This window comes from Limnohabitans sp. 2KL-27, from assembly GCF_001269345.1.
Taxonomy (GTDB): domain Bacteria; phylum Pseudomonadota; class Gammaproteobacteria; order Burkholderiales; family Burkholderiaceae_C; genus Limnohabitans_A.
On sequence record NZ_CXOP01000002.1, the window covers coordinates 307306 to 325395 of the forward strand.

At 62.2% G+C, this 18090-nt stretch carries 16 protein-coding genes; 9 read left to right on the forward strand and 7 right to left on the reverse strand.

The features are described 5' to 3' along the window. The first annotated feature begins 38 nt into the window (after positions 1–38). From LHAB_RS04080 to gap (LHAB_RS04090), 3 genes are all read left to right on the forward strand, one after another. The gene (locus LHAB_RS04080) at positions 39–1133 is read left to right on the forward strand and encodes an aromatic ring-hydroxylating dioxygenase subunit alpha (protein ID WP_090044100.1); all 1095 of its coding nucleotides are present in this window, start codon (positions 39–41) and stop codon (positions 1131–1133) included. A 95-nt stretch (positions 1134–1228) separates the two neighbouring features. Then, positions 1229–3259 carry a transketolase gene (tkt, locus tag LHAB_RS04085; RefSeq protein ID WP_090044101.1) on the forward strand — a complete coding sequence of 677 codons (2031 nt, stop codon included), beginning with the start codon at positions 1229–1231 and terminating at the stop codon, positions 3257–3259. A 143-nt stretch (positions 3260–3402) separates the two neighbouring features. After that, positions 3403–4410: a type I glyceraldehyde-3-phosphate dehydrogenase gene (gap, locus tag LHAB_RS04090; RefSeq protein ID WP_090044102.1), complete on the forward strand. Its 1008-nt coding sequence runs from the start codon at positions 3403–3405 to the stop codon at positions 4408–4410. Between the two features lie 128 nt (positions 4411–4538). On the opposite strand, the gene LHAB_RS04095 is transcribed toward gap (LHAB_RS04090), so the two are convergent. Both LHAB_RS04095 and LHAB_RS04100 read right to left on the reverse strand, forming a co-directional pair. Further along, positions 4539–6140 carry a GMC family oxidoreductase gene (locus LHAB_RS04095; protein ID WP_090044103.1) on the reverse strand — a complete coding sequence of 534 codons (1602 nt, stop codon included), beginning with the start codon at positions 6138–6140 and terminating at the stop codon, positions 4539–4541. A gap of 18 nt (positions 6141–6158) precedes the next feature. Then, a complete protein-coding gene (locus LHAB_RS04100; RefSeq protein ID WP_090044104.1) occupies positions 6159–7430 on the reverse strand; it encodes a hypothetical protein in 1272 nt (423 codons plus the stop codon). Between the two features lie 3 nt (positions 7431–7433). On the opposite strand from LHAB_RS04100, the gene LHAB_RS14810 reads away from it, so the two are divergent. Then, a complete protein-coding gene (locus tag LHAB_RS14810; protein WP_255349689.1) occupies positions 7434–7568 on the forward strand; it encodes a hypothetical protein in 135 nt (44 codons plus the stop codon). 7 nt (positions 7569–7575) lie between these two features. On the opposite strand, the gene LHAB_RS04105 is transcribed toward LHAB_RS14810, so the two are convergent. After that, a complete protein-coding gene (locus LHAB_RS04105; RefSeq protein ID WP_194943088.1) occupies positions 7576–7770 on the reverse strand; it encodes a hypothetical protein in 195 nt (64 codons plus the stop codon). A 174-nt stretch (positions 7771–7944) separates the two neighbouring features. Between LHAB_RS04105 and gap (LHAB_RS04110) the strand changes: the two genes are divergently transcribed. Beyond that, positions 7945–8952, forward strand: coding sequence for a type I glyceraldehyde-3-phosphate dehydrogenase (gap, locus tag LHAB_RS04110; RefSeq protein WP_090047643.1), 1008 nt, complete (start codon positions 7945–7947; stop codon positions 8950–8952). Between the two features lie 118 nt (positions 8953–9070). Here the strand turns inward: gap (LHAB_RS04110) and LHAB_RS04115 are convergent, their stop codons facing one another. Together LHAB_RS04115 and LHAB_RS04120 are read right to left on the reverse strand one after the other, a co-directional pair. Further along, positions 9071–9964: an NAD(P)-dependent oxidoreductase gene (locus LHAB_RS04115; protein WP_090047645.1), complete on the reverse strand. Its 894-nt coding sequence runs from the start codon at positions 9962–9964 to the stop codon at positions 9071–9073. Between the two features lie 224 nt (positions 9965–10188). Beyond that, positions 10189–13116 carry a DNA topoisomerase III gene (locus LHAB_RS04120; protein ID WP_090044106.1) on the reverse strand — a complete coding sequence of 976 codons (2928 nt, stop codon included), beginning with the start codon at positions 13114–13116 and terminating at the stop codon, positions 10189–10191. Between the two features lie 95 nt (positions 13117–13211). Between LHAB_RS04120 and LHAB_RS04125 the strand changes: the two genes are divergently transcribed. The 4 genes from LHAB_RS04125 (at position 13212) to LHAB_RS04140 (ending at position 15774) form a co-directional block, all read left to right on the forward strand. Further along, complete coding sequence (locus LHAB_RS04125) at positions 13212–13871, forward strand: SET domain-containing protein (RefSeq protein WP_090044107.1); 660 nt, start codon at positions 13212–13214, stop codon at positions 13869–13871. A 141-nt stretch (positions 13872–14012) separates the two neighbouring features. Continuing rightward, complete coding sequence (locus LHAB_RS04130) at positions 14013–14792, forward strand: biotin--[acetyl-CoA-carboxylase] ligase (RefSeq protein WP_090044108.1); 780 nt, start codon at positions 14013–14015, stop codon at positions 14790–14792. Then, positions 14789–15094 (forward strand): hypothetical protein, encoded by a 306-nt coding sequence (locus LHAB_RS04135; RefSeq protein WP_090044109.1) that lies wholly within the window; start codon positions 14789–14791, stop codon positions 15092–15094. Before LHAB_RS04130 ends, LHAB_RS04135 begins: the two co-directional genes overlap by 4 nt. 20 nt (positions 15095–15114) lie before the next feature. After that, entirely contained in the window at positions 15115–15774 is a 660-nt protein-coding gene (locus LHAB_RS04140) for a glutathione S-transferase family protein (protein WP_090044110.1), read from the forward strand. Positions 15775–15845: 71 nt separating this feature from the next. On the opposite strand, the gene LHAB_RS04145 is transcribed toward LHAB_RS04140, so the two are convergent. Together LHAB_RS04145 and LHAB_RS04150 are read right to left on the reverse strand one after the other, a co-directional pair. Continuing rightward, a complete protein-coding gene (locus LHAB_RS04145; RefSeq protein ID WP_228763339.1) occupies positions 15846–17309 on the reverse strand; it encodes a sensor histidine kinase in 1464 nt (487 codons plus the stop codon). A gap of 50 nt (positions 17310–17359) precedes the next feature. Further along, the gene (locus LHAB_RS04150; protein WP_090044111.1) at positions 17360–18034 is read right to left on the reverse strand and encodes a response regulator; all 675 of its coding nucleotides are present in this window, start codon (positions 18032–18034) and stop codon (positions 17360–17362) included. Positions 18035–18090 lie beyond the last annotated feature (56 nt).

Consider the following 18090-nt stretch of genomic DNA (forward strand, 5'->3'; position numbering starts at 1 on the left):
GCCCTCTTCAAGGACTGCCGCCACCGCAGGAGACACGCATGACCCGCCCCCAGAAAAACGTGATTGTGGCCGCCCAAAACGCCGCCTCACGGCTGGCTGACCGCGACACCCCTTTTGTCATGAACGAGTGGTACGTCGCCGCTTTTGGCGATGAAATCAAGCACCAGCTGCTCGCACGCACCTTGCTCGGTCATCGCCTGGTGTTCTACCGCAGCACACAAGGGCAGGTGGTGGCCCTGGAGGACCGCTGTCCGCACCGCTCCATGCCCTTGTCGGCCGGCTCACTGGAACAAGACACCCTCGTGTGCGGGTACCACGGCTTTCGCTTCAACACCGAAGGCGACTGCATCGAAGTGCCCTCGCAAGCGAGCTGCCCGAAAAATGTCGGCATACGCGCTTACCGCACTCACGAACGCGGCGCGGTGGTGTGGATCTGGATGGGAGAGCCCGAACAGGCCGATCTCGCCAAACTGCCTGCGCAAGACTGGATGCAAGACCCGCTGTGGGAGCGCTCCCAAGGCCATTTGAGCCTGCAGGCCAGCTATGTGCGCCTGCACGAAAACCTGCTGGACCTGACGCACCTGAGCTTTTTGCACGCCAAAAGTTTTGGCACCCCCGATTACGCCAAAGCGGCTTTTGAGACCGAAATCGGTGACGGTCAATTCGCCTTGCTGCGCCACGTGGTGCCCACCACACTGCCGCCGGTGTGGGCGGTCCCCACGGGGCTGACCGGGCAGGGCCAGGCCGCGCGCGTGGTGCGCTCCGAGTTTCGCAGCCTGGGCCTGCACGAGGTCTCGGTGCTTTTTTACGATTGCCATTTGCCCGAATCGGAGCGTGCGCAGTTCCGCATCCGCACCGCGCACATGCCCACACCCGAAACCGCCACCTCCACCCATTACTTCATCGTGCACGGACGCGATTTCGCGCTGGACGACCCGGCCACCACCCGTTTCATGCACGAGCAGCTGTTCGTCGCTTTCCAGGAAGACGTGGACGGTTTGGCGCTGCAAGAGCAGGCGCTGGCCCACACCCGCCCCGAAGATCTGTACGAGTTATCGGTGGCCGCCGACGCCCCGGCGGTGGCCATGCGCCGCTATGTGCTGGCCCGCCAGCACCAAGAGTCGACCCGCTGAAGCTGCCAATGTCCAAGCCGCCGCCCAATCAAGGCCGGCGGGTGGACAACCGCTAAAATCCGGGTTTTCCAGAATACTTTCCCGGAGCTGCCCACATGGCAAACCAGCAACAAATGGCCAACGCCATCCGCGCCCTCGCAATGGACGCGGTTCAACAAGCCAACTCCGGTCACCCCGGCGCGCCCATGGGCATGGCCGACATGGCCGTTGCGCTGTGGGGTGATCACCTGCAGCACAACCCGGGCAACCCGCACTGGGCCAACCGCGACCGCTTTGTGCTGTCCAATGGCCACGGCTCGATGCTGATTTATTCGGTGCTGCACCTGACCGGCTACAAGTTGCCGATCGAAGAGCTCAAAAACTTCCGCACCTTGCACAGCAAAACCGCGGGCCACCCCGAAGTCGGCGTGACCCCTGGCGTGGAAACCACCACCGGCCCGCTCGGCCAAGGCATCACCAACGCCGTGGGCATGGCGCTGGCCGAGAAAATGCTGGCGGCCGAATTCAACCAAGCTGGCCACAAGATCGTCAACCACCACACCTATGTGTTCCTGGGTGACGGCTGCCTGATGGAAGGCATCAGCCACGAGGCCGTGGCTCTGGCGGGCGCCTGGAAGCTCAACAAACTGATCGCCCTGTACGACGACAACGGCATCTCCATTGACGGCCAGGTCGCCCCCTGGTTCATCGACAACACGCCCCAGCGCTTTGCCGCTTGCGGCTGGCACGTGATCGACGCCGTAGACGGCCACGACGCCGCTGCCGTGTCCAAGGCCATTGCCACCGCCAAGCACAGCGCTGACAAGCCCACCTTGATCGTCTGCAAGACCGCCATCGGCAAGGGCTCGCCCAACCGTGCGGGCACCTCCAAAGCGCACGGCGAGCCTTTGGGCGCCGAAGAAATCAAGCTCACCCGCGCGGCCCTGGGCTGGACGGCCGAGCCCTTCAAGATCCCCAAAGCGGTCTATGCCGACTGGGACGCCAAGGCCGCTGGCAAAGCCCGCGAAGCCGAGTGGAACACCGCCTTTGCCGCCTACAAAGCCGCCCACCCCGCGCTGGCCAAAGAGTTCGTGCGCCGCATGAAGGGCGACTTGCCCAAGAACTTCAACCAGGTGGCGTTCGACGCCGTGATCGCCGCCCACACCAAGGGCGAGACCGTGGCCAGCCGCAAGGCCAGCCAACTGGCGCTGGAGGCCTTCACCGCAGCCCTGCCTGAAATGCTGGGCGGCTCGGCCGATTTGACCGGCTCCAACCTGACCAACACCAAGAGCACCCCCGCTTTCCGCGTGGACCTGGCGGGTGACGTGGTCAAAACCGCAGAAGGCCAGATCGGTCGCCACATCAACTACGGCGTGCGCGAATTCGGCATGGCCGCCATCATGAACGGCGTGGCCCTGCACGGCGGCTACATCCCCTACGGTGGCACCTTCCTGACCTTCAGCGACTACAGCCGCAATGCCATCCGCATGGCCGCGCTCATGAAGCAGCGCGTGATCCACGTGTTCACCCACGACTCCATCGGTCTGGGCGAAGACGGCCCCACGCACCAATCGATCGAGCACGCCGCCAGCCTGCGCCTGATCCCCGGTCTGGACGTGTGGCGCCCCGCCGACACGGCCGAGACCACCGTGGCCTGGGCTGTGGCGCTGCAAAACGCCCACCGTCCTTCGGCCCTCTTGCTCAGCCGCCAGAACCTGGCCTATTCGCCCAAGAGCGATCTGGGCGACATCAGCCGCGGCGCCTATGTGCTGTCCGAGCCCGAACACCTGGGCATGAAAAAGACCCATGGCGTGATCATTGCCACCGGCTCCGAAGTGCAACTGGCCTTGGCCGCCCAAAAACTGCTGGCCGAACGCCAAATTGGCGTGCGCGTGGTCTCCATGCCCAGCACCAATGTGTTTGACCGCCAGGACAGCGCCTACAAGCAAAGCGTGCTGCCAGCCGGCATCCCCCGCGTGGCGGTCGAGATGGGCTCCACCGACGGCTGGTGGAAATACGGCTGCGCTGCGGTGGTCGGCATCGACACCTATGGCGAGTCGGCCCCGGCCCCTGTGTTGTTCAAGCACTTTGGTTTCACCGCCGAAAACGTGGCCGACACGGTCCACGCTGCGCTGCTCAAGGCCTGAGAAGGCCAGACTGACCGGGCATGGACTGGATTTCAGTGCGCACTGCGCTGACATCCGGTTCACGGGATCAGGCCCATGCAAGGGATCTGGTTTCCAATCCGGTTACGTAACGGTTTAGTAACTTATCTCCCGAGGCTCTCACCATGACCATCAAGCTGGGCATCAACGGATTCGGCCGCATCGGCCGTTTGGCACTGCGCGCTGCGCTGAAACACGGCTACGACGACATCCAGATCGTCGGCATCAACGACCCCAAGCCGGCCGACTACCTGGCCTACATGCTCAAGTACGACAGCGTGCACGGCCGCTTTGATGGCACGGTGGACTTCACCGAAGACACCCTCATCGTCAATGGCAAAAAGATCAAGCTCTCGCACGAGCGCGATGCGCACAACCTGCGCTGGGGCGAGATGGGCGTGCACACCGTGCTCGAATGCACGGGCCACTACCTGACCGAGCCCACCAGCCAGATGCATTTGGCCGCGGGCGCCAAGAAAGTCGTGATTTCGGCCCCCTCCAAGGACAGCATCCCGATGTTCGTCTACGGCGTGAACCACAAGCAATATGCGGGCGAAGCCATCATCTCCAACGCTTCTTGCACCACCAACTGCCTGGCACCTGTGGTCAAGGTGCTCAACGACAAATGGGGCATCAAGCGCGGCCTGATGACCACGGTGCACGCCGCCACGGCCAGTCAGATGACGGTGGACGGGTCGTCGCGCAAAGACTGGCGCGGTGGCCGGGGCATCCTCGAAAACATCATCCCCAGCAGCACGGGCGCGGCCAAGGCCGTGGGCGTGGTGATCCCCGAGATCAAGGGCAAGATCACCGGCATGGCTTTCCGTGTGCCGACTTCGGACGTGTCGGTCATTGACTTGACCGTCGAGTTGAACAGCGACGCCAGCTACGCCGACATCTGCGCCGAGATGAAGGCGCAAAGCGAAGGGGCTCTGAAAGGCGTGCTGGGTTACACCGACGAGAAAGTGGTCTCCACCGACTTCCGTGGCGAGTCCTGTGCCAGCGTGTTCGATGCAACGGCCGGTATTGCGCTGGACAAAAGCTTTGTCAAGATCGTGGCCTGGTACGACAACGAATGGGGTTACGCCAAGCAGTGCCTGGAGATGGTGCGGGTGGTGGCCAAGAAGAAGTGAGCTGAACGGGCAGGCAGCTTCAGGGCTCCCCGCAGGGGCTCAGAGGCGCTTCGCTTTGCCACATCGCCCCTGCGAGGAGCCCTGAAGCTGCCATGGGACATCGCTCAAAGCGCCTTCGGGCGCTTTTTTCATGGCCGACTGCCGCGTATCCAATCCGCCGCCTTCTCGGCAATCATGATCGTTGGGGCGTTGGTGTTACCGCTCACGATGCGCGGCATGACCGACGCGTCGACCACGCGCAAGCCCGGCACGCCATGCACGCGCAACTGCGCGTCCACCACGGCCATGTTGTCCTGGCCCATGCGGCACGTGCCCACCGGGTGGTAGACCGTGTCGGCGTTTTGGCGAATCCAGTGGTCGAGTTGTTCGTCGGTGCGGGCATCGGCCGACGCCGCCCACTCTTTGCCATACGCGGCCAAAGCGGGTTGGGCCAGGATGCGCTGGGCTTGGCGAACGCCGTCGCGCAGCCGCTGCAGGTCGCGCGGCGCGCTCAAAAACTGCGGGTCGATCAGCGGCGCACTGTTCGGGTCGCGGTCGGCCAATTGCACGCGGCCTCGGCTGTCCGGTTGCAGCAAACACACATGCAAAGAGTAACCATGCCCCAGCGTCAGTTGGCGGCCGTGGTCCACCAGTTTGGCCACCACAAAGTGCAGCTGGATGTCCGGGTGCGCCTCATGGGGACGGCTTTTGTAAAACGCACCGCCTTCTGCGAAATTGGTGGTCAGTGCCCCTTGGCGGTGTTGCCGCCAGGCCCACAGCGCCTGCAAGGTGTGCCATGCCCCCCGGGGCGAGACGCCGATCAAATCGGTCTGCCCCGGCGCATCGGCCACCAGCACGGCGTCGGGGTGGTCGTGCAGGTTCTCGCCCACACCGGGCAGGTCGTGCAACACATCGATGCCCAGGCTTTGCAGGTGCGGGGCCGGCCCAATGCCTGAACGCATGAGGATGGCGGGCGACTGGAAAGCGCCCGCACTCAAAATGATCTCGCGCCGAGCGCTCAAGGTCTGGGCCTTCCCACCTTGCACGGTGTGCACCTGCCGCGCCACGCAATCCACCAAACCAATGCGGTCCACGGTGACGCCGGTCATGACGTGCAAATTGGGGCGCCCCAAGTTCGGCGTGAGGTAAGCCTTGGCCGCGCTGAAACGCTCGCCTGAGCGCTGCGTCACCTGGTACAGGCCCACACCTTCTTGCGTGGGGCCATTGAAGTCGGTGGTGTGCGCCAAACCGGCTTGTATGCCCGCCTCGACAAAGCGTTGTGAAAACACGTTGGGGCTTTGCAAATCGGCCACGTTCAAGGGGCCGTGTTGCGCATGCCAGCCGTTGTGGATGCGCTCGTTGTGCTCGGCCTTCAAAAAGTAGGGAAAAACCTCGGCCCACGACCAACCCGAACACCCCATCTGGGCCCAGGTGTCGTAATCGGCTTGTTGGCCACGGATGTAGGCCATCGCATTGGTTGAGCTGGAGCCCCCCAAGGTGCGGCCACGCGGCTGGAAACCGATGCGGCCGTTCAAGCCGGGTTGCGGCACCGTGTTCAAGCCTTGCGTGACGATTTCGGTGCGGGCCATGAGCGCGATGCCCGCGGGGCAATGGATCAGCGCACTGGTATCGGGCGGCCCGGCCTCGAGCAGGGCCACCTGCACGGTGGGGTCTTCGCTCAAGCGGCTGGCCAGCACACACCCGGCCGAGCCGCCGCCCACGATCACGTGATCAAACTCCAAACGGTCCATGGCTTTTTCTCCTGCGCTTCAAGGCGCAATATAAACCGGAGAAAACCCGCCGCCCGGTGTTCTGAAATTGGTGGTTTGGCCTTGGTACAAACGGGCAGCCAGCGACTGCACTTGGCCGTCGTACACGTAGTTGCGCACATCGAACTTGAGCACCTGCGCCGAGTCGCCGCCCGAGATGGTGCGCTCACCCGGCGCCACCCAAGCTTGAGCGATGTAACCGCCTGCCGCGATGTCGGCCCAGACACGGTGTGTCAATTTGTCGCCCCGGTAAGTGGCCTTGCCGCCGTAGCCTGCAAAGGGTTTGAAGAAAAACTGTTTGCGCGCGGCCCAAAAACGATCGGCATTGGCGGGTGTCACCACCTCGGTGTGCGGAATACCCGCCAACAACAATGATTGCGCTGCTTCGGGCACACCCATGGTCTGGAGTGTGTTCACGTTGCACAAGAGGGCCAGGTTGCGCTTGTCGGCCCACAGCGCATGGGCTTGCGGATGGGGCGTGAGAACAACCGCGTCCTGTACATAGGCTTCACGCAAGTGAGCATGCGGGGGCTCGCTCAAGTCAAAGTCGGTCAGGCGGTTGTAAACCAAATCGATGGCCACACCCTCACACCAAAGCTGCTGATCACGCCACGCCAATTGCGCCGGGTCGGCCACGAAGGCCGCAATGCCATGACGCTTGAACAAGGACTGGAACAGCAAGAATTCGGGATACAGGTATTGCTGCTCGGGTGCGGCGTCCACGATGGCCACGGTTCGCAAGGGACGACCCGGGTGACAGAGCTGCCACTCGCGCTCGAACATGGCCACCCAGGCCGCTTCCAAGGCATCCACTTGGGCGTTGGTGGGCACCAGCGATTCGATCTCGGCGCAGCAAGCTCGCTGCGCTCTGGCCAGCAAAGCGTTGAGCAATGCGCCGCCGGCATTCGTGTTGACCTCGATCAGGCCAAGCCCCGCGTCATTGACATGAAAGTCATAGCCCATGAAGACACCTTTGGCGCGGGTCGGGTGGCGGGCAATCGGCGTTGAACGCGACAGGACCTCCTCGCGGTAAGTGGGCAAGGCCACCACAGATTCCAGCGCCGAAATCAGCTGCGCCATGCCCTGCACTTGGGCCTGTGACAGCACCACGGGCCGCGCTGAAAACAAGGAGGGCAGGCGGCCCTGCACCCACTCAAACAAAGCCGGGTCCCCGATCTCTGTCGCCATGCTGCGTCGCAAAGCTTGCTCATCGAGGCTGATGCAAAAGCATTCGCGGTTGAAATGGTCGGCGTTGAGGTGTGCGGTGTTCACGAGATGGCATTGCAAGAAGACATGTCCGAATTGTCCACCCGGCTGGAAACGCTTAAGACGCCTGCCGACCGGGCGAAGGACGCCCACATGAAAAAACCATCTGCCCTGGTGAGGCAGATGGCTCCTTCACAGGTCTGACCACGCCTTATTTGGAGGCGGGCATGCCCTTTTTGGCCAACTCCATGTGCTCTTGCGCTTTGGCAAAGTGTTCGCCAGCCACTTTGGCATGGGTCTGCGCTGCAGCGTGGTCGTTGGCACCGATGAGCTTGGCCACTTCTTTGTGTGACTTGGCAGCCAGCTCCAGGTGCTCTGCGACTTTGCTGTGGTGATGTTCAGACACGCACTGTCTGTCCGCCTGCACACGCAACAGCCATCGGGTTACAAAACCAGAACAATCGCGCCACACGGCCGGATCATGTAACAAAATTTCAATATTTGGCATACGATGGTTACATCTCTGACCCATCCAGCCTTGCCGGGCTTGCGCCTGCACCTCCAAGAAAGAGAGCCCCACATGACCACACGAATTGGCATCAACGGCTTTGGCCGCATCGGGCGCATGGTGCTGCGTGCAGCCACGCAAAACTTCAGGGACGTTGAAATCGTCGGCATCAACGATTTGATGGCGCCCGATTACCTGGCCTACATGCTGGAATACGACAGCGTGCACGGGCGCTTTCAGGGCACGCTGACGGTGGAGGGTTCAACGTTGATCGTGAACGGCCAGCGCATCCGCCTCACGCAAGAGCGCGACCCGGAAAATCTGAAGTGGAACGAGGTAGGCGCGGATGTGGTGATCGAAGCCACCGGCTTGTTTCTGGACCAGGACAGCGCGGGCAAGCACTTGAGTGCGGGTGCCAGAAAGGTGGTGATGTCAGCCCCCTCGAAAGACGACACCCCGATGTTTGTGTATGGCGTGAACCATGCGTCCTATGCCGGACAAGCCATCGTCAGCAACGCCAGCTGCACCACCAACGCGCTGGCGCCCATCACCAAAGTGCTGAACGACAAATGGGGCATCCGGCGCGGCCTGATGACCACCGTGCATGCCACCACCGCCACCCAAAAAACCGTGGACGGCCCGAGCAACAAAGACTGGCGTGGTGGCCGTGGCATTCTGGAAAACATCATCCCCAGCAGCACAGGCGCGGCCAAAGCTGTGGGCGTGGTGATCCCCGAGATCCAGGGGCGGCTGACCGGTGTGGCGGTGCGTGTGCCCACCAGCGATGTGTCGCTGGTGGATTTGACCGTCGAGCTGAGCAGCCCGGCCACCTATGCCGAAATTTGCGCCGAGATGAAAGCGCAAAGCCAAGGGGCGCTCATGGGCGTGTTGGGTTACACCGAAGCCAAGGTGGTGTCGACCGATTTTCGGGGCGAGGTGTGCACCAGCGTGTTCGACGCCGAGGCGGGCATGGCGCTGGACAGCACCTTCATCAAAGTGATGGCCTGGTACGACAACGAGTGGGGCTACGCCAACAAGTGCCTGGAGATGGCGCGGGTGGTGGGCAAGGCATCCGCCTAAGCGCTCGAACTCGAGGGGGTGGGATCACAGCCCCCCTCCCTGCCCGACAAGCCATGACAACGCCCCTGTTTTCGATGGGCGTTGTCATGGGCCAATAGGGCCCAAGCCCTCCAAAACCTCAAGCCTTGACGATCGTGACCTGGTTGAGTTGGGCCTGCGCCTTGACCAGCGAGGGCACCATCTCGCTGCCATAGCCCAAAGCCACGGCCGTGTTCAGGGCCTGGTGCACGCTGGTGCCGATGATGGAGGGCACCTTCATGCTCTCGGTCAGGTGCGAGTAGTAACGCAAATCCTTGGCCGCATTGTTCAGCTCGAACTTCATCGCGCCGTAGTCGCCCTGCAAGGTTTTGGACATGAGCTGGAACAAGCCCGAATTGACGCCGCCCGCCGAGATGACCTGCACCACTTTGTCCAGGTCTACGCCCGCCTTGGCCCCCACAGCGAAGGCCTCGGCTGTGGCGGTGCAAATGGCCTGCGCCACAAAGTTGTTGAGCAGCTTGACGACGTGGCCAGAGCCCATCTCGCCCACATGGAACACGTTTTCGCTGTAAGCCCGAATCACTGGCTCGATGCGGGCGAATACCTCGGGCGATGCGCCCACCATCGAGTTGAGCTTGCCCGCTTCGGCCTCGATGGGCGTGCGGGTGAGCGGCGCGTCCACATAAATCACGCCCTGCGCAGCGCACAGCGCCGCCAGACGGCGGGTGGATTCGGGCTCACTGGTGGAGGTGTCGATGACGATCAGGCCTGCTTTCGCCTTGGACAAAATGCCCCCCGGCCCAGACACCACCGCCTCGACCTGGGGCGAGCCCGTCACGCAAATGAGCACCGCATCACAGGACGCCAAGTCGGCATAACTGCTCACCTGGCGGGCGCCTGCAGCCAACAAGTCTTGCACCGGCGCGGTGCGCTGGTGGACCGAAATCGACAAGTCAAACCCCTTGGCCCGGATGTTTTTGGCCATGCCATGGCCCATCAAACCCGAAGCGCCGACAAATCCGATGTGTTGCATGTGCGTCTCTGCTGTGTGGTGAAGGTCTGCCCATTTTGGAAGAAAGTGCAGGGCCAAGGTGTCACCTTCGCAGCCAACTGACAGAGCGCGCTTTTCAGGCATGGGGCACACGCTCAGCTAGAACGCCCACCCACCCTGGCACCGGCCATGGGCAATGGCTTTGGATGGCTTCCAAAAAAAACGCCACGTCTGGCGTGGCGTTCAGAACCCCGGCGGGATGGGTGTCAGCTCAGGTGCTTGCCAATGATGCCGGCCAACTCGAACATGGTGGCTTGGTCTTTGCCAAACACCGCTTGCAGCTTGCCATCCGCCTGGATGGATCGCTTGTCTGCCGGGTTCTGCAGGTTGTTGGCCTTGATGTAGTCCCAAATTTTCTTGACCACTTCGGTGCGGGCGTAGGTGCCGTCACCGATCACCGAGGCCAAGGCGGCGCTGGGCTTCAAGGTGCCCACAGCGGCTTTGCGGGGCGCTTTGGGGGCAGCCGCTTTGGCGACTTTTTTGGCTGCGGGCGTTTTGGCGACCGTCTTGGCCGTGGTTTTCTTGGCAGCGGCTTTGCCAAACGGCGTCTTGGTGGCCGCTGTCTTGCGTGGTGGGTATTTTTTGCCCCCTTCGCGCTGTTCGAACTCAAACGTCACTTTGCCCTCTTCGGGGTTCCAGGCCAGCATGGCCTTGAAGCTGCGGCGGGTGCGGTTGCTGACGAATTTGTCGAGCACATCGGTCTTGCCGCTGGTCAAGAGTTTGACGATTTGCTCGCGCTCCACTGGCTGCTGCAAGATGAGTTTGCCGGTTTTGAAATCGCAACTGGGTGTGGGCTGTTCGTTCGTAGGAACGGCTTTGCTGCACACATAGTTGCTGCCGTGTTCGTGCACCGGACTGCCGCACTTGGGGCAAGCACCCAGGGCCTCGTCGGTGAACTCGACGATCTCGCCGCTCTCTTCGTTTTTCTTGTCGTCACCAAAGTCGAATTCGAGCTTCCAGTTCTTGTCTTCTTCGTTGTATTTGAGGGCCATTTCGGCCACGAAGGGCCAACCGGCCTTGGAGCGGAAGCCTTCGAGCGGTCCGATTTTCTTGTCGCGCATGAACTGCTCAACCTCGGCTTGTTCAAAGGTGCGGCCCGCAGGCGACTTGCCAAACGAGAAGCCACAGCCGTCGCTGGCGCCATCCGCGCCCGTGCAGGTGTACCTGCGGTAGTTTTCCTTGACCACTCCGCCGCAGTTGGGGCAGGGCGTGCTCAGCGTGGCGTAGTCGCCGGGCACGGTGTCGCGGTCGTATTCCTTGGCTTTCTTGACGATGTGCTCGGTCATGGCCGCGATCTCGGCCATGAAAGTGGCGCGGCTCAATTTGCCTTGCTCCATTTGCGCGAGCTTGTATTCCCACTCGCCCGTCAGTTCGGGCCGGGAGAGTTCTTCCACCTGCAGGCCACGCAGCAGCGTCATGAGCTGGAAGGCCTTGGCCGTGGGGATGATCTCGCGGCCTTCGCGCAACATGTATTTTTCGTTGAGCAGGCCTTCGATGATGGCCGCACGGGTGGCGGGTGTGCCCAGGCCTTTTTCCTGCATGGCCTCGCGCAATTCGTCGTCGTCCACCAATTTGCCCGCGCCTTCCATCGCCCCCAGCAGGGTGGCTTCTGAATAGCGTGCCGGGGGGCGTGTCTTCAGGCCCTTGGCTTCGACCGATTCAACGCCCACTGGCTCGCCCGCTTGCACCGGCACCAGGTTCTGGCCCTTGTCGCCGTCTTTGGCGTCTTCCACCTCGTTGGCGGCTTCCTTGCCGTAAATGGCCAACCAGCCGGGTTTGACCAGCACCTTGCCCACCGTCTTGAAGCTGTGGCCTGCGGCCACGCTGATGCGGGTGGTGACTTGGTATTCGGCGCTGGGGAAAAACACCGCCATGAAGCGGCGCACCACCAAGTCGTAGAGCTTTTGTTCCGCCTCAGACAAGCCACTGGGCGCTTGCAGCGTGGGGATGATGGCGAAGTGGTCCGAGACCTTTTTGTTGTCGAACACGCGCGGGATCTTGCGCACGTAGTTGTTGTTCAGTGCCGTGAGGGCGTGCGGGGCCAAGTGGCGCATGCCGCTGTCGGCCAGCATCTCAAAGGTTTCCTTGGCCACGGGCACATAGTCTTCGGGCAGGTGGCGCGAGTCGGTACGCGGGTAGGTCAGGGCTTTGTGGCGCTCGTACAGGCTTTGCGCCAGCGCCAGCGTGGTCTTGGCCGAGAAGCCAAACTTGCCGTTGGCCTCGCGCTGCAAACTGGTCAGGTCAAACAGGCCGGGGCTCGCTTGCGTGGTGGGCGTGGCCTCTTCGGTGACGCTGGCGGTTTTGCCGCGCACAGCCTCAACAATGGCTTGCGCCTCCGCCGCCGACCATTTGCGGTCGGCTTTCTTTTCAGCGTCTTCTTCTTTCTTCCATTGGGGATCGAACCACTTGCCCGGGTAGGTGCCCGCGGCCGCCGCAAACTCGGCGTGGATTTCCCAATAGTCACGGCTCACGAATTTGCGGATTTGCTCTTCGCGCTCCACCACCACGGCCAGCGTGGGCGTTTGCACCCGGCCAACCGTCGTCAAGAAGAAACCGCCATCGCGCGAGTTGAACGCGGTCATGGCGCGGGTGCCGTTGATGCCCACCAACCAATCGGCCTCTGAGCGGCTGCGGGCGGCGTCGGCCAGACCCTGCATCTGGGTGTTGCTGCGCAAGTTGTCAAAGCCATCGCGAATGGCTTGCGGCGTCATGGACTGCAGCCACAGGCGCTGCACGGGCTTGTCCAGCGCCTTGGTGCCTCCGGCGTACTGCTCGATCAGGCGGAAGATCAACTCACCCTCGCGGCCCGCGTCACAGGCATTGATGAGCGCATTCACGTCTTTGCGCTTGGCTTGCCTGACCACGGCCGTCAAACGGCTCTTGGTTTTGTCCACCGGCTTCAAGTCAAAGTGCGGCGGGATCACGGGCAAGTTGGCAAAGCTCCACTTGCCGCGCTTGACGTCGTATTGCTCCGGGGCCTGGATCTCCACCAAGTGGCCAACGGCGCTGGTCACGACGTAGCGGTCGTTCTCGAAATGGTCGTCGTGTTTCTCGAACTTGCCCGAGGTCGGGGTCAAGGCCTTCACGATGTCCTGAGCCACCGAAGGCTTCTCTGCAATTACCAAGGTTTTCATGTCATTACAATCCGTTGTCTCGCGTGTGCGCACGCGCCCGGGCACGCGCTCACGCGCACGCCCACATGAATTCACCATAACAAATTTTCAACGCCGTGGCCAAATACCCAGATTCCTCCCCCAGCCGCTCGGTCCCGAGCGCGTCCGGCAAACGCATCCAGGTGAGACGCTCCGGCGTGCACGGCAAGGGTGTCTTTGCCCTGCAGGACATCGCCGAAGGCGAGACCTTGATTGAGTACGTGGGCGAGGTCATCAGTTGGGAGGAGGCGCAATACCGCCACCCGCATGACCCGAATGATCCGAACCACACGTTTTACTTCCATGTGAACGAAGACCGGGTGATCGATGCCCTGCACGGCGGCAACTCCTCGCGCTGGATCAACCACAGCTGCGACCCCAACTGCGAAGCCGACGAAGACAACGACCGGATTTTCATCAAGGCCATCCGAAACATTTCAGCCGGTCAAGAGCTGAACTATGACTACGGCCTGATCATCGACGAGCCCTACACCAAGAAGCTCAAGGCCGAATACCCTTGCTGGTGCGGCAGCGCCAATTGCCGGGGCACCTTGCTGTCGCCCAAAGAGCGCAAGGACACGCCCAAGACCCCAAGCCAGAAAAAAGCCAAGGCCAAATCCAAGGACAAGCCCAAAGCCAAGTCTGAGGACCAGCTCAAAAAACAAGCCAAAGCGAAACCCAAGCGCAAAGCGTCCAAAACGGACAAGCCAAAGAAGGCGTCCAAGGCAAAGGGCTGACCCAGGCTGGCTTGCAGCGTTGACCCTGACAGAGGCCGCCCCTGCGGCTGATGGCTGGTGAAGCTGTTCAGACTTTGTCGAAGTGCCCCCATTCGCGAGCAAGGCTCGCCCCCACAACCAGCACGTTGCGCCACCGCCCCCATGATCACGCCCACCGCTTGGCCTGCTGAAGCTGTTTGGGAACAGGTGTTCCCCCTGCTGCCCGATTTCACCGTCGAGGTGCTGCCCGAGACCGACTCGAGCAACAGCGAGCTCATGCGCCGGGCCCGTGCTGGGCAGCACGAAGCCACGCTGCTGGTGGCCGAACGCCAAACCGCAGGGCGGGGCCGCATGGGGCGTGTCTGGCAAAGCCAGCCGGGCGACTCACTCACTTTTTCGCTCAGCGTGTCCCTCCAGCCCCAAGACTGGTCAGGCTTGTCTCTGGCCGTGGGCCTGAGCCTGGCCGAAAGCCTGCACCCCGATGTGGGCCTGAAGTGGCCCAATGATTTGTGGTTCCAGGACCGCAAGCTCGGCGGCATCCTGGTCGAAGCGGCCAGCATGGGCGGGCGCAGCCAAGTGGTGGTGGGGGTGGGCCTGAACATCCGGCCGCGCCCTGCACAGGGGCTGAACACAGCCCCAGCAGCCCTCAGCGAGTTGCTGCCTGGCTTGAGCGCCTCAGCAGCCCTGCTTCGCGTGGCCTTGCCGCTGGTCCAGACCTTGCTGGCCTTTGAGCGCGACGGCTTTGGTGCTTTGCAATCCCGGTTTGAATCACGCGATGTGCTCAAGGGACGACCCGTGCACACCAGCGATGGCCAAGAGGGCTTGGCGCTGGGCGTCAGCCCCGTTGGCGCCTTGCGACTGCAAACCGACACCGGCGTGCAAGACATCCACAGCGCCGAAGTCAGCGTGCGCCCTTTTGCTGCACAGGAAACGTCCCGATGATGCGTTGGTCCATGGCCCTTTTGTTGGTCTTGAATTTGCTCACGCTCGCATGGCAATGGGACGCCTTTGCCCGCTGGGGCTGGGGCCCCAACACCGCGCGCGAACCCGAGCGCCTGCTGAACCAACTCCGGCCCGAAGCCATCCCAGTCGAAACCCCTGCGGCGGCTGCACAGCGCATGGCCAAACAAGCGGCCTCAGAGGCCAGCGCACCGACATCGCCCAACTTGGCAGCCTCCGAGCCCGCTTTGCCCGCATCCAGCCCTGCGGCAAGTGGCCGACAAGCTGCCCCAACAAAACCTTGATCCTTTTGACGGAGACTTTGATGAGCCTGAAACTTTACTTCGCCCCGGGTGCCTGCTCTTTTGTGCCCCATGTGCTGCTGGAGATGAGCGGTGCCGAATTTGAGCCCCACATGGTCAAGCTGCACAAAGGCGAGCAAAACAGCGATGGCTACAAAGCCATCAACCCACGCGGCCAGGTGCCGGTGTTGGTGAGCCATGGCCAGCCCATTACCCAAATCGTGGCCATCGTGCTGCACCTGGACCAGGTCTTTCCCCAAATGGGTTTTCTGCCCAATGAACCCCTGGCACGGGCCCAAGCCATCTCGACGCTGGCCTGGATGAACAACACGGTGCATCCGACGTTCACACACATCTTCATGCCACAAAAATTCTCGGACCAGCCCGATGTGCAGACGGCGCTCAAGTCGTACAACACACAGCTGTTCCGCGGCATGCTGGGCGAGTTGCAAGCCTTGGTGAAGGCCGCTGCCGCTCAAGGTCAGCCCTGGTTGAGTGGCCAACGCTTTGGCCCTCTGGACGCCTACAGCCTCACTTTTGCCCGATGGGGCACGATCGCGGGCATCACGCCCGAGGCGCATCCCGAGTTGTGGGCCTTTGTGCAAAAAGTGGCCGCTGAACCGGCCGTGGCACGTGTGATGGAACGTGAACGCCTGCAATTGAACATGGGCCAAGCCGCTTAAGGCGGGCCATGCCCCTTCAGCCATTCGGCCGCTGAGGCAGCTTGCCCAAAAGGGCGCGTCAGCGGCTGCGCTCAGGCGAGCGCGTTGAAGCGCAGCGTGAAGCATGCGCCTGGTGCGGTTTGACCGAGATGGGCGGTATCGACCGTGACCGATGCCCCGTGTTGCTGCGCGATCTCCCTGACGATCGGCAGGCCCAAACCCGAGCCGTCCACGTTGGTGCCCAGCGCGCGGTAAAAGGGCTGGAACACCAAATCACGCTCGGCCGCAGGAATGCCCGGGCCGTTGTCTTCCACCTGCATGACCAGGGCTTTGCTGTAAGGGTCCACCAACACGCGCACAGTGACCACGCCTTGGCGCTCAGGCGTGCTCGGCGTGTAGTGCACCGCGTTCTCCACCAAATTGCGCAGCATTTCCTTGAGCAAGGTCGGGTTGCCTTGCACTTGCGCCCCCGGCGTACCAGGTTCGACTCCCTCGTAGCCCAAGTCCAGCCCCTTGTCCATGGCGCTGGGCAGGCAGTCTTGCAAAACTTCCCTGGCCAACACCACCATGTCACAACTTTGTTGCGACAGATGCATCCCACCGCCTTCTGCGCGGGCCAGCGACAGCAGTTGGTTCACCGTGTGTGTGGCCTGCACGCTGGCCCGGCCAATTTGCTGGAGGGATTTTTTCAGGTCCTCTTCGCTGGAGCCCGAGCGCTGCGCCAGATCGGCCTGCATGCGCAAACCTGCCAGCGGGGTTTTGAGCTGGTGTGCGGCATCGGCCAAAAAGCGCTTTTGGGTGACGATGGAGTCCTTCAATCGCTCGAGCAAATCGTTCACCGACACCACCAGCGGGGCCACCTCCATCGGCACAGCCTTGTCGTCCAGTGGACTGAGGTCATCGGGCTTGCGGGCGCGGATGCGTTCTTCCAGCTCCGACAGCGGCTTGATGCCGCGCACCAGCGCCAGCCAGACCAACAACACCGCCAAGGGCAGGAGGGCGAACTGGGGCAGCATCACGCCCTTGATGATTTCTGCGGCCAACACCGAGCGCTTTTCACGCGTTTCGGCCACCTGCACCAAAGCCGGGTTTTTGCCCTCGGCATCCAGCCGTATCCAGGTGTAGGCCACACGCACTTCCAGGCCACGCATCTCGTCATCGCGGATGTGCACAACGTAGCTGCTGCCCTTGTCTTCGCCAGGCTTGGGCATGGGCAGATCGCGTTCGCCGCTGAGGTGCTCGCCGCCACCGCCTCGCACTTGGTAATAAACCAGATCGGTCTCGTCGGCCCGCAACAATTCGCTGGCAGGTTGGGGCAGGTTGAACTGCACACGCTGGTCGGGCCCAAGCTTGACTTGCTGGGCCAATGCCTGCACGTTGTAGACCAGTGCCCGGTCAAACGGTTTGTTGGCCAGCCCCTGCGCCACTAGCCAGGTGAGGGCCAGACTGATGGGCCACAGCAACAACAGCGGCGTCAGCATCCAGTCGAGAATTTCCCCGAACAAGGACCGCTGCTCTCGCTTGAAGATGCGCACACTCCAGCCACGCGATTTCATGGCGGCGTCATCCTGGGGGCTGTGCAGGTATCGGTCAAATCAACAGGCATTCAGCCTGGAATTTTTTCGAGGCAGTAACCCAGACCGCGCACGGTTGCAATCCGGATCGGGCCTTTTTCGATCTTCTTGCGCAAACGGTGGATGTACACCTCGATGGCGTTGTTGCTGACCTCTTCGCCCCATTCGCACAGACGTTCGACCAGCTGGTCCTTGCTGACCAGGCGGCCTGCGCGTTGCAACAGCACTTCGAGCAGGCCCAGCTCACGGGCCGACAACTCGACCATCTTGCCGTCGATGGTGGCCACGCGGCCGGACTGGTCATAGATCAATGGGCCATGCTTGATTTGTGAGGTCGCACCCCCCATGCCCCGGCGGGTGAGGGCCCGCACGCGGGCTTCGAGTTCTTGCAAGCTGAAGGGCTTGGCCATGTAGTCGTCGGCACCGTAATCCAAACCCTTGACGCGCTCTTCCACGCTGTCTGCCGCCGTGAGGATCAAGACTGGCAACACAGAGCCCCTGGACCGAAGTCGCTTGAGCACTTCGAGTCCATGCATTTTGGGCAAACCCAAATCAAGGATCAACAAGTCAAATTCATTGTTGGTCATCAACGCCGCGTCGGCTTCGCTGCCGCTGGCCACGTGGTCCACCGCAGCGCCTGCGCTGCGCAAAGTGCGCAACAAACCATCGGCAAGCACCTGGTCATCTTCGGCTATCAGAATGCGCATGTCTGTCTCCTGTTGTTGTGGCGGCTGCCCTGGCGGCTTATCCCGGCTGCTTGATT